Origin of the sequence: Runella salmonicolor (genome assembly GCF_024158025.1) — a bacterium.
GTDB classification, from domain to species: domain Bacteria; phylum Bacteroidota; class Bacteroidia; order Cytophagales; family Spirosomataceae; genus Runella; species Runella salmonicolor.
The window spans coordinates 752,383-770,266 of record NZ_JAMZEL010000002.1; the positions used below are offsets into that span (position 1 = coordinate 752,383).

Sequence of the window (17,884 nt, forward strand, 5' to 3'; positions counted from 1 at the left end):
ATTTACATGTAATTAAAGTCGGGAAAGGTTCATCCTTGTCCACTTTACTAAATTTTGTAAGAACCATGCTCACTTCGTTCCTCACTGCCGAATGGCGCAAATTGGCAATGGTCAATTATACCGTCTCCCCCGATTTGCTGCAACCTTTCGTCCCCAAACATACCGAACTAGATTTGTTTGAAAACCAATGTTTTGTGAGTTTGATTGGCTTCTTGTTCGATAAAGTGAGCCTTTTGGGCGTTCCGATACCCTTTCATACCACCTTTGAGGAAGTCAATTTACGGTTTTACGTCAAACACCGCACGAAAGATGGTCAATGGAAACGGGGGGTTACGTTTGTGAAGGAAATTGTCCCAAAATACGCCGTCAGTTGGGTAGCCAACGTCGTATATAATGAGCCTTATCTCACTCTGCCCATGCGTCACGAATGGAAAACCACCAATGAACAACTAAGGGTAAGTTACGAATGGAAACAAAAACAGTGGAACCGTCTGGAACTTCTCGCCGACGCTACGTCCATTCCGCTTGCGGAAGGAAGTTTGGAAGAATTTATCACCGAGCATTATTGGGGATACACAAAATATGACAACTTCACCACGTACGAGTACGGCGTTGAGCATCCGCGTTGGGAAGTCTATCCCGTCAAGACCCATATTGTAGATGTGAACTTTGAGGCAGTGTACGGACCCAACTTTGGGTTTTTGTCTCATCAATCTCCCCATTCTGCGCTGTTGGCCGAAGGCTCAGCCATTGTAGTTAAGTCAGCCCAAAAACTGTAACTATTTGACTTCTATTTACTAGTCAGCTTTAGGGCATTTTTTGCAGTGCTTACCCTTCTTTTTGTAGGCTTTGCAGCATTTTTTCAGGTCGCAGGCAAACGCACAGCCTATGAATGAGTTCTTCGTAAAAAACTTTTCTTCGGTTTCAACAAGTGAGCAAGCAGATACTTCTGAGAGGTTCATTGTGGTTTTGATGTTTCTAATACTAACGCAAAAGTAGTTTATTTAGATTAAATACAAACAAGAAAATTATCATTTTTTTTCTCACCTACATTAGTTCTGGTTCAAAATTAGCGGGAAAGATGCCTTTTAAAATGACAAAAATCATCAAAAAATGGGCTTAAAGCTGTTTTTTATGCGCATCTCTACCGTTCTTTGTAAAACGCAAAATCACCTATAAAACTCATGAGAATCAACTATTTATTCATCGCATTTTTGCTTATATCTGTTCAAACTTTCGCGCAGTCGGGGGAAGAGAAACACCTCAAAAACGTAAAACAACTCACTTTTGGCGGCGACAACGCCGAGGCTTATTTTAGCTTCAACGACCAATTCGTCAGCTTTCAATCCAACAACCCCAAGTGGGGATTGCAGTGCGACCAGATTTTTTATTTGGACGTCAACAAAGGCTTAACTAATCCCGACGAGCGCCCGACATTCATCAGCACGGGCAAAGGACGCACCACTTGCTCGTATTTCATGCCGGGCGACAAACACATTCTTTTTGCCAGTACGCACGTCGGTAACGATTCTTGCCCGCCTCCCGCCAAAGCCTACCTCAACAAGTATTTGTGGGCCATTTATGACACTTATGACATTTTCGTATCCGACCTTAAAGGCAAGATTGTAAAGCAATTGACCACCGAAAAAGGCTACGATGCAGAAGCCACGATTTCACCCAAGGGCGACAAAATCGTGTTTACATCCACCCGCGACGGCGACCTTGACCTCTACATCATGGACATTGATGGCAAAAATGTAAAACGCATCACCCATCAATTGGGCTACGATGGCGGGGCTTTTTTCTCACCCGATGGCAAAAAGCTGGTATTTCGCGCCTCGCGCCCAAAAACCGAAGAAGAAGTAGCCGAATATAAAAAATTGCTTTCGTTGGGCTTGGTTGCCCCCACTGACATGGAAATTTATACCTGCAACGTTGACGGCACTGATTTACGCCAAATCACTACGTTGGGCAAGGCCAACTGGGCACCGTATTTTACACCCAAGGGCGACAAAATTATATTTTCGTCAAATCACCACTCACAGCGCGGGTATGATTTTCAATTATACATCATTAATCTTGACGGAACAGGGTTGGAACGAGTGACAAACAACAGCATTTTTAACGCTTTTCCGATGTTTTCACACGACGGTAAAAAGCTCATTTTCAGCTCTAACCGCAATAACGCACCCGGTTCTCGCGACACAAATTTGTACATTGCCGATTGGGTTGACTAGGCATAATTACCCGTCTGACGGTTGGATAAAACAGTAACAAAACCGTCTGACGGTTATATAAAATAGTAACAAAACCGTCTGACGGTTGGATAAAACAGTAACAAAACCGTCTGACGGGTATATAAAACAGTAGCAAAACCGTCTGACGGGTAGCAAAACATACACTTTTTATACCGATGAAAACTTCAAAAGCAGTACTCAAGAATGTATGGCCTTACCAAAACGATGCCATGAAACTGCCAGTGGAAAATCTGGAAACCGCGATTCCCTATTACGAAACTCTCATGGGATTCAAGGTTGTGTCACGTCAAAATCAGCCTTTTAAGAGTGCTACGCTGGTAAGAGATACCATCCAAATCGGCCTTGCCGAAAATGGAGGCGACCCCACGCAGGACGGTTGTTTCTTTGAAGTAGACGACGTCGAAGCTATTTTTGAAGAGCTGAAGGCCAACGGTTATGAAAAAGAAGAGGCTGATTTTCAAGTTCAGAAATACGGGGTCAGCTACAAAGTTTTTTTTGTTGTTGCACCCGACGGGTTATGTTACTGTTTCGGCCAAAAAATCGACCTATAATTAACAAAATGGTCTAAGCCATAAATTTTTCTAGGGGCTTGATTTACTTCAAACAAAGCGCTTTCAAATCTTCCACATCACCCAAAAAAACGTTGTAATCGACTGGGCCACGAATACCATCAGTATAGCCGCTTTTGGAATGTTGCCAAAAGTGAATGACGGCATCGTCGTAACGATTGAGGGTCCAGCCCGAATAATCAGCAATCCAGAGTGGATAGCCCACAAAATTTTCTTTGATGTATCGGCGATAAAAATCGGCGTTGGTGTAGATGATTGGCCGCACTCCATAATAATTTTCGGCCAAAGTAAGCCAAGTTTTTAGATTCGCAATGACCTGTTCGCGAGATAACGCATTGGTTCCCAACTCAAAATCCAGCACTGGAGGCAAGTCTCCTTTTTTGAGTTTGACCGAGCGTTTGAAATTCTCAAACTGCGATTCGGGCGTTCGCCAAGGGATATAAAAATGGTAAGCTCCACGATACAGTCCTACGCCGTCTGCCTGCTTCCAGTTATTTTTAAAGTCTTTGTCGGTCAACGAAGCACCTTCCGTGGCTTTGATAAAAACAAACTGCAGACGCAATTCTTCAAAACGCATCTGTCGTAGTTCTGGCCAATTGATGCGTCCGTTGTGTTTAGAAACGTCAATTCCGTGGATGGAATATTTAAACGGCAACCGAATTCCAATTTTTGAAACGTGCCGCCATTCGTTGGTATTCAGACGATTAACGTACCAAATACCTCCTCCTACAAGCAACACAAGTGCCACAATAGCCACCCAACCGATGGGAGGCAATGCACGTTTTTTAGGAGAAGATGGGGTGGAAACTCGACGCGCCATACACAGGCAAATTTTAGAAGAAATAATCAGTCTTTAACTGGAATAGCCGCTACCTCTGCATCTGGATTGTTGAGTTTTGACTCGTCCAAGGTTGACAAAGGAACTTCATTAAAAACCCGATTTCGGGTGGGAAGTTGGGTCAGGAAAACCATCACAAGTGCGCCCGCAACTCCAAAATGCAGCAGCTCTCCCGTAATAAAATAAGCGACCAATGAAAAAAAAGTTGCCCCTTCAAAAAAGGCATATTTAAAAATCAGGGCACTCTGATATTTGCGAAGCTTATCCGACAATAAATCATTAATTCTTAACGCTTTAATCGTTTTTTTTGCCAATAATATTCCCACCAGTGGAAGTATAACCGCCGCACAAGGCACCAAATAACCAAATAATTGCCCGAGTGTCACTTCATTGGGCATTGACTTCGATTGGGTACTGCGTAAAAAGAAAAAAACGGTTCCTGTCCCTACCTGCGCCACCAACATAACACCATACACAAGCAATAAAAGTTTAAAGTATTGCTTACTCGTCAGGATTTTTTGATCCATAAAAAAACAATTTTGGGCCGCAAAATAATGATTTTTACGCAAAAACAGGTTTTCAATTTTTTAAATGGGGCTAGCCCTCGGGCTTCCAACGCCATAAATAACGGCAGGCCATGGTTCGATACGGGCGCCAGTTTTCAGCAATTGCATGAAGTTGCTTATGCAATACACGGCCCGTTTCGGTCAAATTATACGCCCGCACCATCTTCTGCCGAATCACTAAATCATCGACGGGGAATACATCGGGGCGGTCCATTACAAACATCAACAACATTTCCACTGTCCAACGCCCAACACCCTTAATCGGCGTGAGATAAGCCACGATTTCATCGTCGTTTAGGAGGTTAAGATGTTGGTAATCAATACCTTTTTCAGTAGCAAAAATTGCGACATTTTGCAGATAGTTGATTTTTTGAAACGAAAGGCCCGCGCTGCGCAGCTCTTCGTTTGATTTTTGCAGCAGCAATGCGGGATGCGGATACAAATCCTCAAACAACGCCCTGAAACGGGCAAAGATAGAGTCTGCGGCCTTGACCGAAATTTGTTGTGAAACAATGCTTTCCAGCAACGCTAGGTAAACATCGTTGTTCCAATCCGTTTTTTTGAACGTAGGTGTAGATTCAATAATGGTGGCCAATGTGGCATCTTTTGATGCGAGGTAAGATTCAGGAAGCATTGAAAAGGCTGTTTTTTTTGCGAAAGTTACAAAAAAACGGGCAGCCTTTCGGCCGCCCATTGTACAGGTAATAAAAAAACAAACAGGGAATGACTATAAACCGCACGCCCCCACCAATGCACGTTTGGCATATACCTTCGCCAAATGTTTACGATAGGCCTGCGAAGCAAAATGGTCTTCATTGACGTGCATATCTCCTTCGGCAGCGGCTGATGCCGCCACTTCGATGTTTTCGAGCGTCGCTGGTTTTCCAACCAACGCCGAGGCAACATCTTCGTCCAAAAAGGACGCATCAGAAACCCCCGTAAAGGCAACGTTGGCCGCAGAAATGACACCTCCTTCTACCTTTACCGACGCAGCACAACCCACAATGGCAAACCGCGAGGCTGGTTGCATAAATTTACGATAGGCTGAAGCGCTTCCCGCCGCAGGCTTCGGCAGATGAATTTCCGTCACAATCTCGCCCGTATCAAGTGCGGTGCTAAAAAATCCAGTAAAAAACTCAGCGGCGGAAATAATGCGCTCACCGTCAGCGCCCTGCACTTTGATTTGGGCCTCTAAAGCCAGCAAAACAGCGGGCCAATCTGCCGAAGGGTCGGCATGAGCAATGCTGCCTCCGAGCGTCCCCATGTTACGAACTTGCGTATCTCCAATCAATTCTCCTGCTTCAATCATGGCCGTCAAGGCCTTGAGGTGCGGGTTGGTGATAATGTCGGCGTGGGTACTTGCGGCCCCGATGACGATGGCATTTCCTTTATCTTCAATAAATCGTAGCTCCGCAATACGGGCAATGTCAATGAGCAAAGCGGGGCTATTGAGGCGCAATTTCATGGCAGGAATCAGGCTGTGGCCGCCTGCCAATAACTTAGCGTCAGGGTTTTCAGCAAGGAGGCGAATAGCCTCCCCTACTGAACTGGCGCGTGTATAGTCAACAGATGATGGAATCATTTTTAAAAGAGTGAATTAGTGAAACAAAAAATTAGGCCGGTTGCATTGCTTTCCAAACACGCTCGGGGGTCATGGGCATCCGTACATCTTTGACTTTATGGCCAGCCGACCACAACGCGTCAATCACGGCATTCACTACGGCGGGTGTAGACCCGATGCAGCCCGCTTCGCCCGCACCTTTCACTCCCAACGGGTTATGCGGACAAGGCGTCACCTGACGGTCCAACTCAAACATCGGAAGGTCGTCGGCACGTGGCATGGTATAATCCATGTAGCTACCGTTGGTAATTTGCCCATTTTCGTCAAATTCTACACCTTCAAACAAAGCCTGACCAATTCCCTGCGCCAATCCACCGTGAATTTGTCCATCCACAATCATAGGATTAATTACGTTACCTACGTCATCGACGGCAATAAAGCGTTTCACTCTGGTAAAGCCCGTTTCTTTGTCGATTTCAACCACCGCAATGTGGCATCCAAACGGATACGTAAAGTTGGTGGGGTCGTAGAAACTACTAAAATCCAAGCCCGGTTCTAAATTGGCAGGATACACGTGCGGAACGTATGCCGTCAGGGCAATATCGCCGAAACTCAACGACTTATCGGTTCCTTTTACGGTAAACTTCCCATCCTTAAACTCAATATCATCGGCCGAACATTCCAATTTATGGGCGGCGATTTTGGCACCTTTCTCAATGATTTTATCCAAGCTTTTTACAATGGCGCTTCCTCCTACGGCCAATGAGCGCGAGCCGTAGGTTCCCATTCCGAAAGCCACCGTATCGGAGTCTCCGTGGATAATATCAACGTCTTCCATCGGAATACCCAGGCGGTCGGCCACTACTTGCGCAAACGTCGTTTCGTGACCTTGTCCGTGAGAATGCGCCCCCGTAAACACGCTGATTTTCCCCGTTGGTTGAACCCTTACTTGCCCCACTTCGTACAAACCAGCACGAGCGCCCAGTGAACCAACCACCGCCGACGGCGCAATGCCGCAGGCCTCGATGTAGGTAGAGAAGCCTACCCCCAGAATTTTATTGGTCTTGGCCGCCTCCGCTTGTTCTTTTCTAAAATTCTCATAACCAAGCATTTCTAGGCCTTTTTCCAACACACTGTGGTAATTGCCACTGTCGTATTGCAACGCAACATTGGTCTGATAGCCCGGTTGAGTTACCCCGTCAAAGGCGGGAATAAAGTTTTTGAGGCGCAGTTCGGCGGGGTCTACTCCCATTTCCAACGCCGCCAAATCGACCAAACGCTCCAGTAAAAAAGTAGCTTCTGGACGCCCCGCTCCCCGATATGCATCTACGGCCGTGGTATGGGTAAAAACGCAGGTCATGTCCAAGTGAATCTTGGGCGTGGTGTACAAGCCTTGCAGCAGCGTTCCGTGCAAATACGTAGGAACCGCCGTCCCAAAGGTCGAAAGATAAGCTCCGAGGTTGGCAAACGTCTTAATGCGTAGTCCCACAATATTTCCTTGGGCATCAAACCCCATTTCGGCGTGTGTTACGTGGTCGCGTCCGTGGGCGTCGGTCTGAAATGCTTCCGAGCGTGTTTCGGTCCATTTTACGGGGCGACCAATTTTTTTGGAGGCCAACGTCACCAAGGCTTCTTCGGTATAATGGTATATTTTACTGCCAAAACCACCGCCAACGTCAGGCCCCACCACGCGCACCTTGTGCTCAGGCAAGCCCAGCACAAACGCGCACATCAGCAGACGAATCAAATGGGGGTTTTGGGTGGAGGTATAAAGGGTATATTTGTCGTAAACGTTGTCGTATTGACCTATATAGCTGCGCGGCTCCATGGCGTTGGGCGAAAGGCGCTGGTTGACAAAGTCCAACGATGTAATGTGGTGGGCGCTCTCCATTGCTTCATCGACTTCCGCTTTTGGATTTCCGATTTCCCAGTCAAAACAAATATTATTCGGAACATCGTCATGCACCAACGGTGCCCCAGGCAGTACTGCTTTGGAAGCATCGGTAACGGCTGGCAAAACTTCGTAATCAATGATGATGGCTTCGGCCGCATCCTGCGCTAATTCGCGGGTTTCGGCCACCACCATTGCTACGGCATCGCCCACGTGGCGCACTTTATCTTTTACCAACAACGGATGCGGCGGCTCCTTCATGATGTCGCCGTTTTTGAAATTTACCTGCCACCCACAAGGCACACCATAGTGGCCTACTTCCTCGCCCGTCATGATGGTCACTACACCTTGCATGGCCTCGGCGGCTGAATAATCAATGCTTCTGATGCGGGCGTGGGCGTAAGGACTTCGCAGAATGTACGCGTAAGTCATACCCGGCAGCACGATGTCGTCGGTATAACGACCTTTTCCCGTAATAAAACGCTTGTCTTCAACGCGTTTTACGGATTTACCAATGAATTTATTGCTCATTTTCTTTTTTCTGGAGAGTGATGGAAATGTTTTAAATCGGATTCAGTTACCTACTTTAAACCGCAACCGCCGATTTTTGCGCCGCGTACTGTATGGCCCGTACGATGTTATGATAACCCGTGCAACGACAGATATTCCCTTCCAGCCCTTCGCGGATTTCTTGCTCTGAGGGGTCGGGGTTGTGGCTGAGTAAGTCGGCCGCGCACATAATCATTCCAGGGGTGCAGAAGCCGCACTGCAACCCATGCTCTTCCTTGAATCCTTCTTGCAACGGATGAAGTTCGCCCTCGGGCGCGAGCCCTTCAATCGTGGTGATGCTACTGCCATCGGCTTGGGCCGCCAAAAGCGAGCATGATTTGATGGCTTTGCCATCCAAATGAATGGTGCAAGCGCCGCAGCTACTTGTATCACAGCCTACGTGTGTCCCCGTCAAGCCGAGGGTATCACGCAGGTAGTGCACCAGCAACAAACGCCCCTCTACTTCGTGGGTGTGCGTTTTTCCGTTTACGGTTAATGTGATTTTTGGCATAATGTAGGTAAGGTAAAAGTTAGGTGCTTACGCACAGATTCAATTGGTTTTTAGGGTATTATCAAATAAGTATTTAAAATCATGAACGAAACAAAGTCAAAAACACAGGAGAAAAAAACCGTTTATACTTCTGCTTTTGCCGCCAATTCATCCTCGAAATTCTGAAAGAATTGCTTCGTAAGGGTATTGGCTACGCCACTCATCACGCGGTTGCCAGTACGGGCCAACAGCCCCGACATGTGTGCTTTGCCCGCAAAAGAAAGCTCGGTCTCATGTTCTGAAACCGCTTTCAGGTGCATTTTAATGTGGGCTGATACGTTACCAATTTTACTATTTTGATGAACATTCAGGGTAAAGCTTTCGGCGGCCACGGGGTGAAGCACTTCCGCCTTCCCCTCAAATTTCCCTGAAACAGGGCCAATTTTCACTTCGGCAATGGCTTTGTACACATTTTCACTTTCTAATTCTAACCGCGATATACCAGGCGTCACTTTTGCTAGCGTATCGGGATTCATGAGCATCTCCCAGATTTTCTGCGTTGAAGCAGGAAGAATATAACTACCGTTTAGTTCCATTTAATATAAGATTTAAATTTAGGGTAATGTCGTTTAACCTGCTCAATAAATTTATAAAATTTATTGATAAAATAATATTCAAATGTAAAAAACACCCCTTGTATGACCTTAAACAATCATCTTAAAAAATAGAACTATCCTATCAACTAAAGACTAAAGACAGCGTGAGATGGGTTTAACGAAGCGTTGAGCAAGAATCAGAAGACAATAAACTGGCGGCGGTAGTTAGCGGGAGTTGTTCCAACCGCTTTTTTGAACACTTTCAGAAAATAGTTAAGGTTGTTGTACCCACACGCAAAACAAATATCGGCAATACTGTACTGCGTATTTCGCAGCAGCTTGATTGCCAGCTGTATACGCTGCTGATTGATGTATTCTACGGGCGTGATACCATATTGCTGTTTGAAACAACGGAAAAAATTAGGCTCGCTCATGCAGGCCTTGTCGGCCAACTCCCGGACGGTTAGATTTTTGTGAATATTGTCTTGAACATATTTGACGGCAAAAGCCAAACGATTTGTATTGGCCAATTGCGGCAAGTGGTTGGTCAATACATTACGGGCTTTGGTCTGCATCAAACGCACGATAAGCTCTTGCAGCACCAGATTAGCAAAAAAATCCTTTGCTTCGTTGTTTTCTGTAAAGATGTAAATCAAACGATGAATGAGCAGATGAATGGAATTCTCATTGGTGAAGTAAAAATTCTCGTTCGTAAATTGCCATCCTTGTTGATTGTCCACCAAGGGAGCCTTTTCGTTAAGGGTTTCAACTATTTGTTTTATCTTGGAAGGAGAAATGGCCAGCGCTAAACACTGGGTTGGATTATCAAAATGGGCTTCGGGAAAATCAATGCGCATGGTTTGGTCGGCGGGCACAATGACGGATTCGCCCGGCAGAAAATCAAACGAGGGTGAATTATCGAGGTGCATCACTTTTTTGCCCCGAATCATACTTGCCAATACGGGATTACTGAAAGTCAGCTCCACATTTTTGGCAATTTGGTGCGTTTCATAAATGTTCAACTCGGCATTTTCGAGGGTATAGGCGGTGCGATTTTCAACAACAAGCTCTAACTTGCGCGACTGAAGATGATGGGATAAATTAAAAGTGTTCATAAAGAAAACATCCTATTTAAAACGCTTTTCGACTGCGCCGCCTGATTAATAGTACAAATCCTTACAATTTTATAATTATTTCCACAAATAAACAACACCAACCTTTTTACAACAAATTCGTATGTCCTTAAATCTATCGGTTTATACTTTTCGCCAGTGTTCATTTCCTGCTTTCTGTTCAGGGCTGAGCGCTGTGGCCTGTATTTTATTTTCGTTTACCAGTCTTGCTCAACAAAAAGATTCGCTAAAAACTTTGTCGCTCGCGCCCGTCACCGTCACCACTACGCGCTTGGAGACCAACGAAAAACGCCTGCCCGCTGCCCTCACGGTTTTGGATGGTAGCCGAATTCAGATTGGACAACCCCAACTTTCATTGTTTGAATCATTGGGTGGTGTGGCTGGACTTTTTGCCCAAAATCCCGACAATTTCAACCAAGATTTACGGATTTCTATTCGTGGATTCGGTGCCCGGGCGGCTTTTGGGATTCGTGGCATTCGATTGGTGGTAGATGGAATTCCTGAATCAACCCCCGACGGGCAAGCCGACGTCGACAACTTGGACATGGGTGCTATGCGTCGGTTGGAAGTAATGCGTGGGCCTTCATCGGGATTGTTTGGAAACGCGGCAGGGGGAATCATCAGCCTACAAACCGATAACGCCGCCGATATGCCATTGGTAGAAGGACAAGCCACCGTGGGTTCCTACGGCTTTAAGAGTTTTCGGGTAAAAACGGGTGGGCAAAAAGGCAAGTTCCAGTACGTTTTTATCGGAACACACAACCAATCAGATGGTTATCGCGGCAACAGTCGCATGGTGAGTAGTATTTTTAACTTGAAACTCCGTTATGATTTCGATTCGCTGACCCGCCTTTCGATATTGGCCAATTACGGCACCAGCCCCGAAGCCGACGATCCGGGCGGGCTTACTTTGGCGCAGGTAAACGAAAATCGTCGTCAAGCGCACCCCAATAACCTTCGTTTTCTGGCGTCAGAATCCGTAAATCAGGGGCGTATCGGCATTATTTTCGAAAAGCGGATGGGCAAGAGTTTGATTTTTGCGCGTGTTTTTGGCACAAAACGTGACTTTGCCAACTACCTTGCGTTTCAGGCTGCAGGCGCTGGGACCATCAATCGTACGTTTGCGGGAGCAAGCTGGCAGTACCAATACACCCAACAATTTGGGGAGCTGAACTATCGTTTCCGACTAGGCACGGATTTTGAAACGCAGGCCGATACCCGCCGCCGGTTTGATAACCTAACGGGCACACGCGGAAAACTTACGTTTGACCAGGTCGAATCTTTCAAAAACATTGCCGCCTACATTACCCAAGAACTTTCTTTTCGCAAAGCAACCCTCCTCACTGGCTTACGCTCGGATGCCATTCGGATGAAAGCCGAAGATGCCTTCTTGAGCGACGGCGACCAATCGGGTAAACGGCAATACAGCCGCCTCAATCCTACCCTAGGGGTTTCTTACGAACTGTCTTCGAAGGTGAATGTATACACCAATTTGGGCACGAGTTTTGAGACACCCACGCTCAGCGAACTCTCCAACAATCCATCGGGAACGGGCGGTCTAAACCCTGAATTAACGCCCCAACGCGCCACCAATTACGAAATCGGCGCCAAAACCTTTCTGAGCCCTCGCGTGCGGGTAGATGTGGCCTTGTTCAACATCAATGTAAAAGATGAATTGGTGCCGTATCAAATCACTGGGCAGCCGGGACGCGTTTTTTATCGCAATGCGGGAAGCTCGCGCCGTCAGGGAATTGAGCTTAGTTTTAACACGGTTTTGGCCAAAGGACTGTCTTTGTTTTCTAACTATACCTACTCTGATTTCAAGTACAAAACTTATAAAACCACGGCGGGTGAATTTGACGGCAATATCCTACCTGGCATTCCAAAACACGCCGCTCAAGCCGAATTAAGGTACTTCCGACCGTCGGGTTTGTTTGCCATTGCGCAAGTACGCCATGCTTCTGACCTCTACGCCGACGACGCCAACGCCGTAACTGCCAATGGATATACCAACCTAAATTTAAGAATTGGGGGGACTTTTCGCGCTGGGCGTTTAGGAATTGAGCCTTTTGTAGGGGTAAACAACCTACTGAATACCATTTATTTTCAAAACGTTCAAATCAATGCCGCCAACGGACGTTATTTTGAACCCGCTCAGGGGCGCTTCTGGTTTGGGGGGGCAAAAGTAAATATTCAAAAAAAATCGTAACAAAATTGTTAAACTTTTACGACAATAAACTGTCTAACCTTCGGAATTAAGATTCCAATTTTCGACGCTTTTTTGGGCGAGTTTGTCGCATCAGAGGCTAAAAAAATTACGATTAATGTACATTTGTTGGATTCAACTATTTTGCTACCTTGCAAAAGTTTTAAACAAAATAGGTAAAATCCTGTTCTCTCTGTAATGCATAACAATTGGGAACTTTTTAGAGGGGAAGCTTTGTTATTTAATTGTTATGACAAATTAAGTTATAACACAATTTCGAAACAGAAACTTACGTTAAGTAAAATATTTTTAAAATGGCTGTATGGGTTGGACAGGCCTCGACTTTTAGTTGAGGCCTGTTTTTTTTGCAAACATTCAACCCTACTTGCCACTTAAATTATTCAAAATCAAATACTTGCACCACTACACTAGAGTGACGACAATACTCTTATTTACTATTTTTTTTTAACTGCTTGATTTTAAAATCTTTTTCGAAAGTATACTTCTCGGTATATTTTCCTTCGTTGACATCCTCCATAAAAAGCGTCAGCGTATCATTTTTTAGGCTGGCTTCTACCTGATAGTTTCCCTCAGCGTTGTCGTAATACACCTCTTTGGCATTCAGAATTTTATGATTTTTGTCATACAAACACAGCCAAACGGTGTTTTCATTGTCGTATTCCCGGGCTATAAGCAGCATTCGCGCATTGGTCGCCGTAACGATTTCGTCCACAAGATGATACTTGTACTCTTCGGTAAAGTTTTCATCAATGGCTTCCACGAAATAAGTAGCGATTTCTTTCTGGGTCAATGTTGGTAATTTATGCAACCGACCGTTTTCAACCAAATCCCTGAAGGTCAAAGCGAAAGGCTTCATCCTCGGTTCTACCTCCGCTGTCTTTTCTACGGCCGAAGTTTGTGTTATCTTCATGGACGTAGCATTTTTTTTGTTGGTTTGTTCAGCCTCGGTTTTACACCCCAACGTGATAAAAAGCAGAAAAATCAACGGCAAATAAACGTAGGTCATTTTTAAATTCATGGCTGTACTAAATGGGATAATAAAATAAGTAGGTTAATCACCTCAGTTCTAACTGATTTTTCCAGCTTCCAGCAGCGTTGATTGAATCGCTCTTTCACCTTTGATGTCAGGCTGCGGCTCCGCCAGTTTTGAAATAGTCAGGCGTTTTGTCGACTTATCAAACCGCCAAACAGCAAATTCAATCTCCTTTTGGGCGTTTTCTAGCATGATTACATTAGATGCTTCCTGAGGCTCCGAAATACAATCGCCTGAATAACATACCGAAAATTTTTGGTATGCTGGTAGTCCTTCAATTCGACCATCTGCGGTAAACGTGACCACTATTTCTTTTTGGGTAGCGGCATCAACGATGGCATACTTTCCAGCCACGGTTGCCTTATTTAAGCCATATTCAAATCCCTTAAAAATGGAGGTTTTCCGAAAAGACGCAGGTTGACTTTGGCCCGTAAACTCCTGTTCTAAAGCCACAAACGAAGTATCTGACGACAAAATCAACACTAAATCCCGCAGTTTACCCTGATGTTGATACGCATTTTTCACAAAGCAGGTATCCTGTTTGATTTCGTATTTTAACGGATACTCTTCCACGCCATTTCGAACCAAAACACTGTCGGGACGGTCGAATACCAATTCGGTACAATAAAAGGGAATCGCGCTTAAAAGCGTATCGGAAGCATGTGCGAGGTACGATTCGTTCAAAAATGTACCTTTCAACGCAATTTGACTGTCGTTTTTAACCCAACAGGCTTTCAGTCCAATGGCAATCGCCAACGAAATTAAGGTGTACTTTATCTTTTTCATAGCTGTTAAATTGTAATCAGGAGCAAAGATATACTTCTCTGAGGCATAGAGACTTATAATCTTAGTTATCGGTAATACAACGATACCGACTGCCTTTTTGACACATCAAAAGTCAGAAAAAAGTAAAAGGAACTCAATTTATCGTAGCTCAGGCGTAGAAAAAACAGGCTGAATGGAAGCAGAAAAGCCCTAAACCGTTTGGGATATCAAGCCCTCTTAGGCTTTTTTAAGCTTTAGAGTCTCTAACAAGCCATTTCCAAAAATCAATAGTAAAATAATCGGCATCAGGATGGCTCCTGTTTTAAAGCCCGCTCCCGTCATGGCATAAGAGCCCGAAGAAAATTTCATTATCGTATTGATTAACAACCCAATCGAGCCAACCGTAAGGATTCCTAAAACAATAAGGGCCGTTTGTTTACCCGCTTTGGGCATAAAAGCAACAATGAGTGTGCTAATCAAAGCGGAGATTCCAACCGTTGCCAAGGCCCGGGGGAACGTTCGGATCATATCGTATTTAAAAACCAAAACCCCTAATTTCCCCAGTAGGTTGGGATGGGCCAAAAGCCACGCGTCAACGACCACTAAAACAATTAAAATAAGGTAAAAAGAAAGATTCCGGTTCATAAAAAACAACAATTTGTAAATAACGAATAACTTGCGCAAGCGCCCATTTAGGTGCGGCAAATATACTTCAAATTATGCAAGAACACCACCTGCAAGTCAAACGAACCGCCCGGTATTTCACGTTGGGGACGCTCAATGCGCACACAAAACAAGTTTGGTTTGTTCTTCACGGCTATGGCCAATTAGCCCAATTCTTTATCAAAAAATTTGATGTTCTAAACGATAGCCAAACCGTCATCGTTGCACCAGAAGCACTCTCTCGTTTTTATTTACAAGGTGTCAGTGGGCGCGTTGGCGCTACTTGGATGACGAAAGAAGAGCGCGCTTACGAAATCGACGATTACATTTTTTACCTCAATCAATTGTACTATACCTTGCTCGAAGAACGAAATCTTGATGACATTCAAATCAATATGCTAGGATTTTCGCAGGGGAATGCCACCCTGCTACGCTGGCTTAACAATGGCCATGTTCGGTACGACAGGGTGATAATTTGGGCGGGTTTCTTTGGCAACGGCGTGGCCGATGTAATCGACCCCGCTAAATTATCTAACGTTCCGACGACGTTGGTTTACGGCACGCAAGATGAATATTTGGTTCAGGTTGATTTAGCCAAGTACGAAGCCGGCATAAAGGCGAGCATCCCTCATTTGCAGATAGTTACATTTGACGGAAAACATACCATTGACGGAGAAGTGTTGAAGCAACTGAAGCGTTGAAACAATAGAACGCTGATTTTCAGGATAATCCCCTCCAATCAGCGTCCTGTATTTTAGGATTAAGAAAACAGACGGGTAATGCTTTCCTCGGCGTATCCACCGCTGGAAGTCATTCCTTTTCCGCCAATGCCCGTAATGATACGAATATGGTCATCAATGTCGTGTTCGTAAATTTCGTCGGAGGTTTGGCTATAAAACCCTGCCCAACTCATTTGCATTTTTTCAACGGGGAAACTGACAATGCGCTTGGCCTCGTCAATAATCAACTGATTGATGTAATCGTTGATATGATAGCCCAAATCATCCACGTTTTGCGCCCCTGCGTATTCGTGTGAGTCGCCCACCACCACCGAGCCATCCAACGCCTGCTTGAACAGCACGTGAATCCCCCACTTTTTAAGTTCCTCATAATGGGTGGGGGTTGTAAGGTTGGCGTACGAAGGGAGTTGCTGAAAAGACTCATAACGCCGAATGGTCAATCCCGTCAGAATATTCCCCTTCATGTCCAACTCTGGAAAAGCAATGGTCTGAAGCATCTGCAATTTACTGACTATCAATCCACTCTGGGCAAACAGTTCGGGATAAAGCATCCGAAACTCGTGTCCGTTACAGATGAGCACTTTGCTGGCTTCAAACGTCTTTTGATTCGTAAGCCGCACGGTGGCTTTTCCGTTTGAGGATTGGCACTCCACCACGGTGGCATTGTTGATGTACGTAACTCCCTCTTGTTCCGAACAATACGCCAAAAACTGTTTCATCAATTTCGGGGAGTCAACCGTTAATTCACCTGGAAAAAACACCGCGCCTACGGGATATTCCTTTTGTAAGTAAGGATACTTCTCTAGGCAACTCTCCCGGCTCAACAGCTCGCAAGGGTAGTTGATTTTCTGATAATAATCATACAATTCATTGGCCAACTGCCACTCATCGGCATCAGAAGCGATGTAGACTGAGCCGTTTTTGCGAACGGTTAAATCGGTTTTAGTTTGAAGTTCTTGGTACAATTCCAAGCTACGTCGGCCGTAATGAAACCATCTTCCAGCCAACCCAGAGGGAACCGCTTGTCCAAAATTTCGGACGGTTGCACCCACCGGAAAATTATCCTTTTCTAAGAGTAATACTGATTTATTTTGTCGGGCGGCATGGTATGCATGGAAAGTCCCCATGATTCCACCCCCAACCACAATTAGGTCAAAATGAGTACGCATCCGCTTTTTTGCCGCTTGGGCGGCCCTCTTTAATTCCTTCTATTAGATTAATAATTTCGTCAATCGAGCCAATCAGCGCATCGTGTGGATGGCCTATGAGCTGTTCGACGGTGTGCGTACCGTTCGTTACACCTAAGTTCAACAAAACGCCTGCGGCATGACCCGATTGCAAATCAGAAGGCGTATCACCGGCATTAATCACCTGTTTAGGGTCGGAGACTCCTAAAAGGCGCATGGCTTTTTGAATCATCAACGGTGCAGGGCGGCCATGCTCCACTTCATCACTGGCAATGGATGCTTGAATAATGGTGGATTCATTGCCAAGGCGGTTTTCGTCCAAGCCTTCGAGCCAGCCCAAACGGCCCAAAATAATATCGGTCACGACCCGGTAAAAACCCGTCGTCAAGGCAATCTTAATGTTATTTTGTTTAAGGTAACTAAACAGCTTCAGGCAGCCGTCGGTCGGAAAAACGGGCTGAGTCTGATAATGTGCTTCCAGTACTTCTTTAAATATAGCGTACGACTTATCAACTTGGGTTTCTACATCTGGATGAGACTCACCGAGCTGGGCTCTCCAAAACAACTGAAATACATACCGCTTTGATAATCCCTGTGCTGCCAAAATTGCTTCGTCAGAAGCTTCGAGTCCCGACATACGCGCTGCTTTTGCAAAGCAGGCCTCCACCTCATGCTGGTCGGCTACGGTCGTTCCAGCCATGTCCAAAACGACTAATTCGATTGATTGACTCATTTTAGTTAAGACTAATTAAAAGTTTAAACACAAAGGTCTAAAAAAATATTTATACTAAACAAAACTTTTATTCAATTCATTTGTT

18 protein-coding genes are annotated in these 17,884 nt (G+C 45.3%); 5 read left to right on the top strand and 13 right to left on the bottom strand.

Translation table 11 applies throughout. The annotated features are described in order from the left end of the window. Positions 1-65: 65 nt before the first annotated feature. The 3 genes from NCI00_RS09035 to NCI00_RS09045 all read left to right on the top strand — a co-directional run bounded on the left by NCI00_RS09035 (position 66) and on the right by NCI00_RS09045 (position 2,809). Positions 66-779 (top strand): YqjF family protein, encoded by a 714-nt coding sequence (locus NCI00_RS09035; protein ID WP_253526816.1) that lies wholly within the window; start codon positions 66-68, stop codon positions 777-779. Between the two features lie 405 nt (positions 780-1,184). Further along, the gene (locus NCI00_RS09040; protein ID WP_253526818.1) at positions 1,185-2,237 is read left to right on the top strand and encodes a TolB family protein; all 1,053 of its coding nucleotides are present in this window, start codon (positions 1,185-1,187) and stop codon (positions 2,235-2,237) included. Positions 2,238-2,413: 176 nt separating this feature from the next. Continuing rightward, on the top strand, positions 2,414-2,809 hold the full coding sequence (locus tag NCI00_RS09045; protein WP_166557800.1) for a VOC family protein: 396 nt from the start codon (positions 2,414-2,416) through the stop codon (positions 2,807-2,809). A gap of 43 nt (positions 2,810-2,852) precedes the next feature. Here NCI00_RS09045 and NCI00_RS09050 read toward each other — a convergent pair whose 3' ends face one another. The 8 genes from NCI00_RS09050 to NCI00_RS09085 all read right to left on the bottom strand — a co-directional run bounded on the left by NCI00_RS09050 (position 2,853) and on the right by NCI00_RS09085 (position 10,433). Further along, on the bottom strand, positions 2,853-3,647 hold the full coding sequence (locus tag NCI00_RS09050; protein ID WP_166557801.1) for a glycoside hydrolase family 25 protein: 795 nt from the start codon (positions 3,645-3,647) through the stop codon (positions 2,853-2,855). Positions 3,648-3,673: 26 nt separating this feature from the next. Continuing rightward, complete coding sequence (locus tag NCI00_RS09055; protein ID WP_166557802.1) at positions 3,674-4,192, bottom strand: hypothetical protein; 519 nt, start codon at positions 4,190-4,192, stop codon at positions 3,674-3,676. 70 nt (positions 4,193-4,262) lie between these two features. After that, positions 4,263-4,865: a DNA-3-methyladenine glycosylase family protein gene (locus tag NCI00_RS09060; protein ID WP_253526819.1), complete on the bottom strand. Its 603-nt coding sequence runs from the start codon at positions 4,863-4,865 to the stop codon at positions 4,263-4,265. A gap of 93 nt (positions 4,866-4,958) precedes the next feature. Further along, positions 4,959-5,813, bottom strand: coding sequence for an FAD binding domain-containing protein (locus tag NCI00_RS09065; RefSeq protein ID WP_253526820.1), 855 nt, complete (start codon positions 5,811-5,813; stop codon positions 4,959-4,961). A 31-nt stretch (positions 5,814-5,844) separates the two neighbouring features. Next, complete coding sequence (locus NCI00_RS09070; RefSeq protein WP_253526821.1) at positions 5,845-8,214, bottom strand: xanthine dehydrogenase family protein molybdopterin-binding subunit; 2,370 nt, start codon at positions 8,212-8,214, stop codon at positions 5,845-5,847. Positions 8,215-8,269: 55 nt separating this feature from the next. Further along, on the bottom strand, positions 8,270-8,743 hold the full coding sequence (locus tag NCI00_RS09075; protein ID WP_114065267.1) for a (2Fe-2S)-binding protein: 474 nt from the start codon (positions 8,741-8,743) through the stop codon (positions 8,270-8,272). Positions 8,744-8,865: 122 nt separating this feature from the next. Then, on the bottom strand, positions 8,866-9,318 hold the full coding sequence (locus NCI00_RS09080) for an SRPBCC family protein (protein WP_114461214.1): 453 nt from the start codon (positions 9,316-9,318) through the stop codon (positions 8,866-8,868). A gap of 197 nt (positions 9,319-9,515) precedes the next feature. After that, complete coding sequence (locus NCI00_RS09085) at positions 9,516-10,433, bottom strand: AraC family transcriptional regulator (protein WP_253526822.1); 918 nt, start codon at positions 10,431-10,433, stop codon at positions 9,516-9,518. A gap of 121 nt (positions 10,434-10,554) precedes the next feature. Here NCI00_RS09085 and NCI00_RS09090 point away from each other — a divergent pair, with 121 nt between their 5' ends. After that, complete coding sequence (locus tag NCI00_RS09090) at positions 10,555-12,660, top strand: TonB-dependent receptor family protein (RefSeq protein ID WP_253526823.1); 2,106 nt, start codon at positions 10,555-10,557, stop codon at positions 12,658-12,660. Between the two features lie 445 nt (positions 12,661-13,105). Here NCI00_RS09090 and NCI00_RS09095 read toward each other — a convergent pair whose 3' ends face one another. The 3 genes from NCI00_RS09095 to NCI00_RS09105 all read right to left on the bottom strand — a co-directional run bounded on the left by NCI00_RS09095 (position 13,106) and on the right by NCI00_RS09105 (position 15,121). Then, positions 13,106-13,696, bottom strand: coding sequence for a hypothetical protein (locus NCI00_RS09095; protein ID WP_253526824.1), 591 nt, complete (start codon positions 13,694-13,696; stop codon positions 13,106-13,108). Positions 13,697-13,744: 48 nt separating this feature from the next. Further along, positions 13,745-14,497, bottom strand: a complete 753-nt coding sequence (locus NCI00_RS09100; RefSeq protein ID WP_253526825.1) for a hypothetical protein — start codon at positions 14,495-14,497, stop codon at positions 13,745-13,747. 216 nt (positions 14,498-14,713) lie between these two features. After that, positions 14,714-15,121 carry a hypothetical protein gene (locus tag NCI00_RS09105; RefSeq protein WP_253526826.1) on the bottom strand — a complete coding sequence of 136 codons (408 nt, stop codon included), beginning with the start codon at positions 15,119-15,121 and terminating at the stop codon, positions 14,714-14,716. Positions 15,122-15,195: 74 nt separating this feature from the next. Between NCI00_RS09105 and NCI00_RS09110 the strand changes: the two genes are divergently transcribed. Next, positions 15,196-15,840, top strand: coding sequence for an alpha/beta hydrolase (locus NCI00_RS09110; protein WP_253526828.1), 645 nt, complete (start codon positions 15,196-15,198; stop codon positions 15,838-15,840). Between the two features lie 59 nt (positions 15,841-15,899). Here the strand turns inward: NCI00_RS09110 and NCI00_RS09115 are convergent, their stop codons facing one another. Beyond that, positions 15,900-17,048, bottom strand: a complete 1,149-nt coding sequence (locus NCI00_RS09115) for a TIGR03364 family FAD-dependent oxidoreductase (RefSeq protein WP_253526830.1) — start codon at positions 17,046-17,048, stop codon at positions 15,900-15,902. Then, on the bottom strand, positions 17,032-17,799 hold the full coding sequence (locus tag NCI00_RS09120; RefSeq protein ID WP_253526831.1) for an HAD family hydrolase: 768 nt from the start codon (positions 17,797-17,799) through the stop codon (positions 17,032-17,034). The genes NCI00_RS09115 and NCI00_RS09120 overlap by 17 nt, the downstream gene beginning before the upstream one ends. Positions 17,800-17,884: the final 85 nt, after the last annotated feature.

Excerpts from the sequence above, each read along its gene's own strand:
- NCI00_RS09035 (WP_253526816.1), top strand. The coding sequence starts at position 66 with ATGCTCACTTCGTTCCTCACTGCCGAATGGCGCAAATTGGCAATGGTC.
- NCI00_RS09040 (WP_253526818.1), top strand. The coding sequence starts at position 1,185 with ATGAGAATCAACTATTTATTCATCGCATTTTTGCTTATATCTGTTCAA.
- NCI00_RS09045 (WP_166557800.1), top strand. The coding sequence starts at position 2,414 with ATGAAAACTTCAAAAGCAGTACTCAAGAATGTATGGCCTTACCAAAAC.
- NCI00_RS09050 (WP_166557801.1), bottom strand. The coding sequence starts at position 3,647 with ATGGCGCGTCGAGTTTCCACCCCATCTTCTCCTAAAAAACGTGCATTG.
- NCI00_RS09055 (WP_166557802.1), bottom strand. The coding sequence starts at position 4,192 with ATGGATCAAAAAATCCTGACGAGTAAGCAATACTTTAAACTTTTATTG.
- NCI00_RS09060 (WP_253526819.1), bottom strand. The coding sequence starts at position 4,865 with ATGCTTCCTGAATCTTACCTCGCATCAAAAGATGCCACATTGGCCACC.
- NCI00_RS09065 (WP_253526820.1), bottom strand. The coding sequence starts at position 5,813 with ATGATTCCATCATCTGTTGACTATACACGCGCCAGTTCAGTAGGGGAG.
- NCI00_RS09070 (WP_253526821.1), bottom strand. The coding sequence starts at position 8,214 with ATGAGCAATAAATTCATTGGTAAATCCGTAAAACGCGTTGAAGACAAG.
- NCI00_RS09075 (WP_114065267.1), bottom strand. The coding sequence starts at position 8,743 with ATGCCAAAAATCACATTAACCGTAAACGGAAAAACGCACACCCACGAA.
- NCI00_RS09080 (WP_114461214.1), bottom strand. The coding sequence starts at position 9,318 with ATGGAACTAAACGGTAGTTATATTCTTCCTGCTTCAACGCAGAAAATC.
- NCI00_RS09085 (WP_253526822.1), bottom strand. The coding sequence starts at position 10,433 with ATGAACACTTTTAATTTATCCCATCATCTTCAGTCGCGCAAGTTAGAG.
- NCI00_RS09090 (WP_253526823.1), top strand. The coding sequence starts at position 10,555 with ATGTCCTTAAATCTATCGGTTTATACTTTTCGCCAGTGTTCATTTCCT.
- NCI00_RS09095 (WP_253526824.1), bottom strand. The coding sequence starts at position 13,696 with ATGAATTTAAAAATGACCTACGTTTATTTGCCGTTGATTTTTCTGCTT.
- NCI00_RS09100 (WP_253526825.1), bottom strand. The coding sequence starts at position 14,497 with ATGAAAAAGATAAAGTACACCTTAATTTCGTTGGCGATTGCCATTGGA.
- NCI00_RS09105 (WP_253526826.1), bottom strand. The coding sequence starts at position 15,121 with ATGAACCGGAATCTTTCTTTTTACCTTATTTTAATTGTTTTAGTGGTC.
- NCI00_RS09110 (WP_253526828.1), top strand. The coding sequence starts at position 15,196 with ATGCAAGAACACCACCTGCAAGTCAAACGAACCGCCCGGTATTTCACG.
- NCI00_RS09115 (WP_253526830.1), bottom strand. The coding sequence starts at position 17,048 with ATGCGTACTCATTTTGACCTAATTGTGGTTGGGGGTGGAATCATGGGG.
- NCI00_RS09120 (WP_253526831.1), bottom strand. The coding sequence starts at position 17,799 with ATGAGTCAATCAATCGAATTAGTCGTTTTGGACATGGCTGGAACGACC.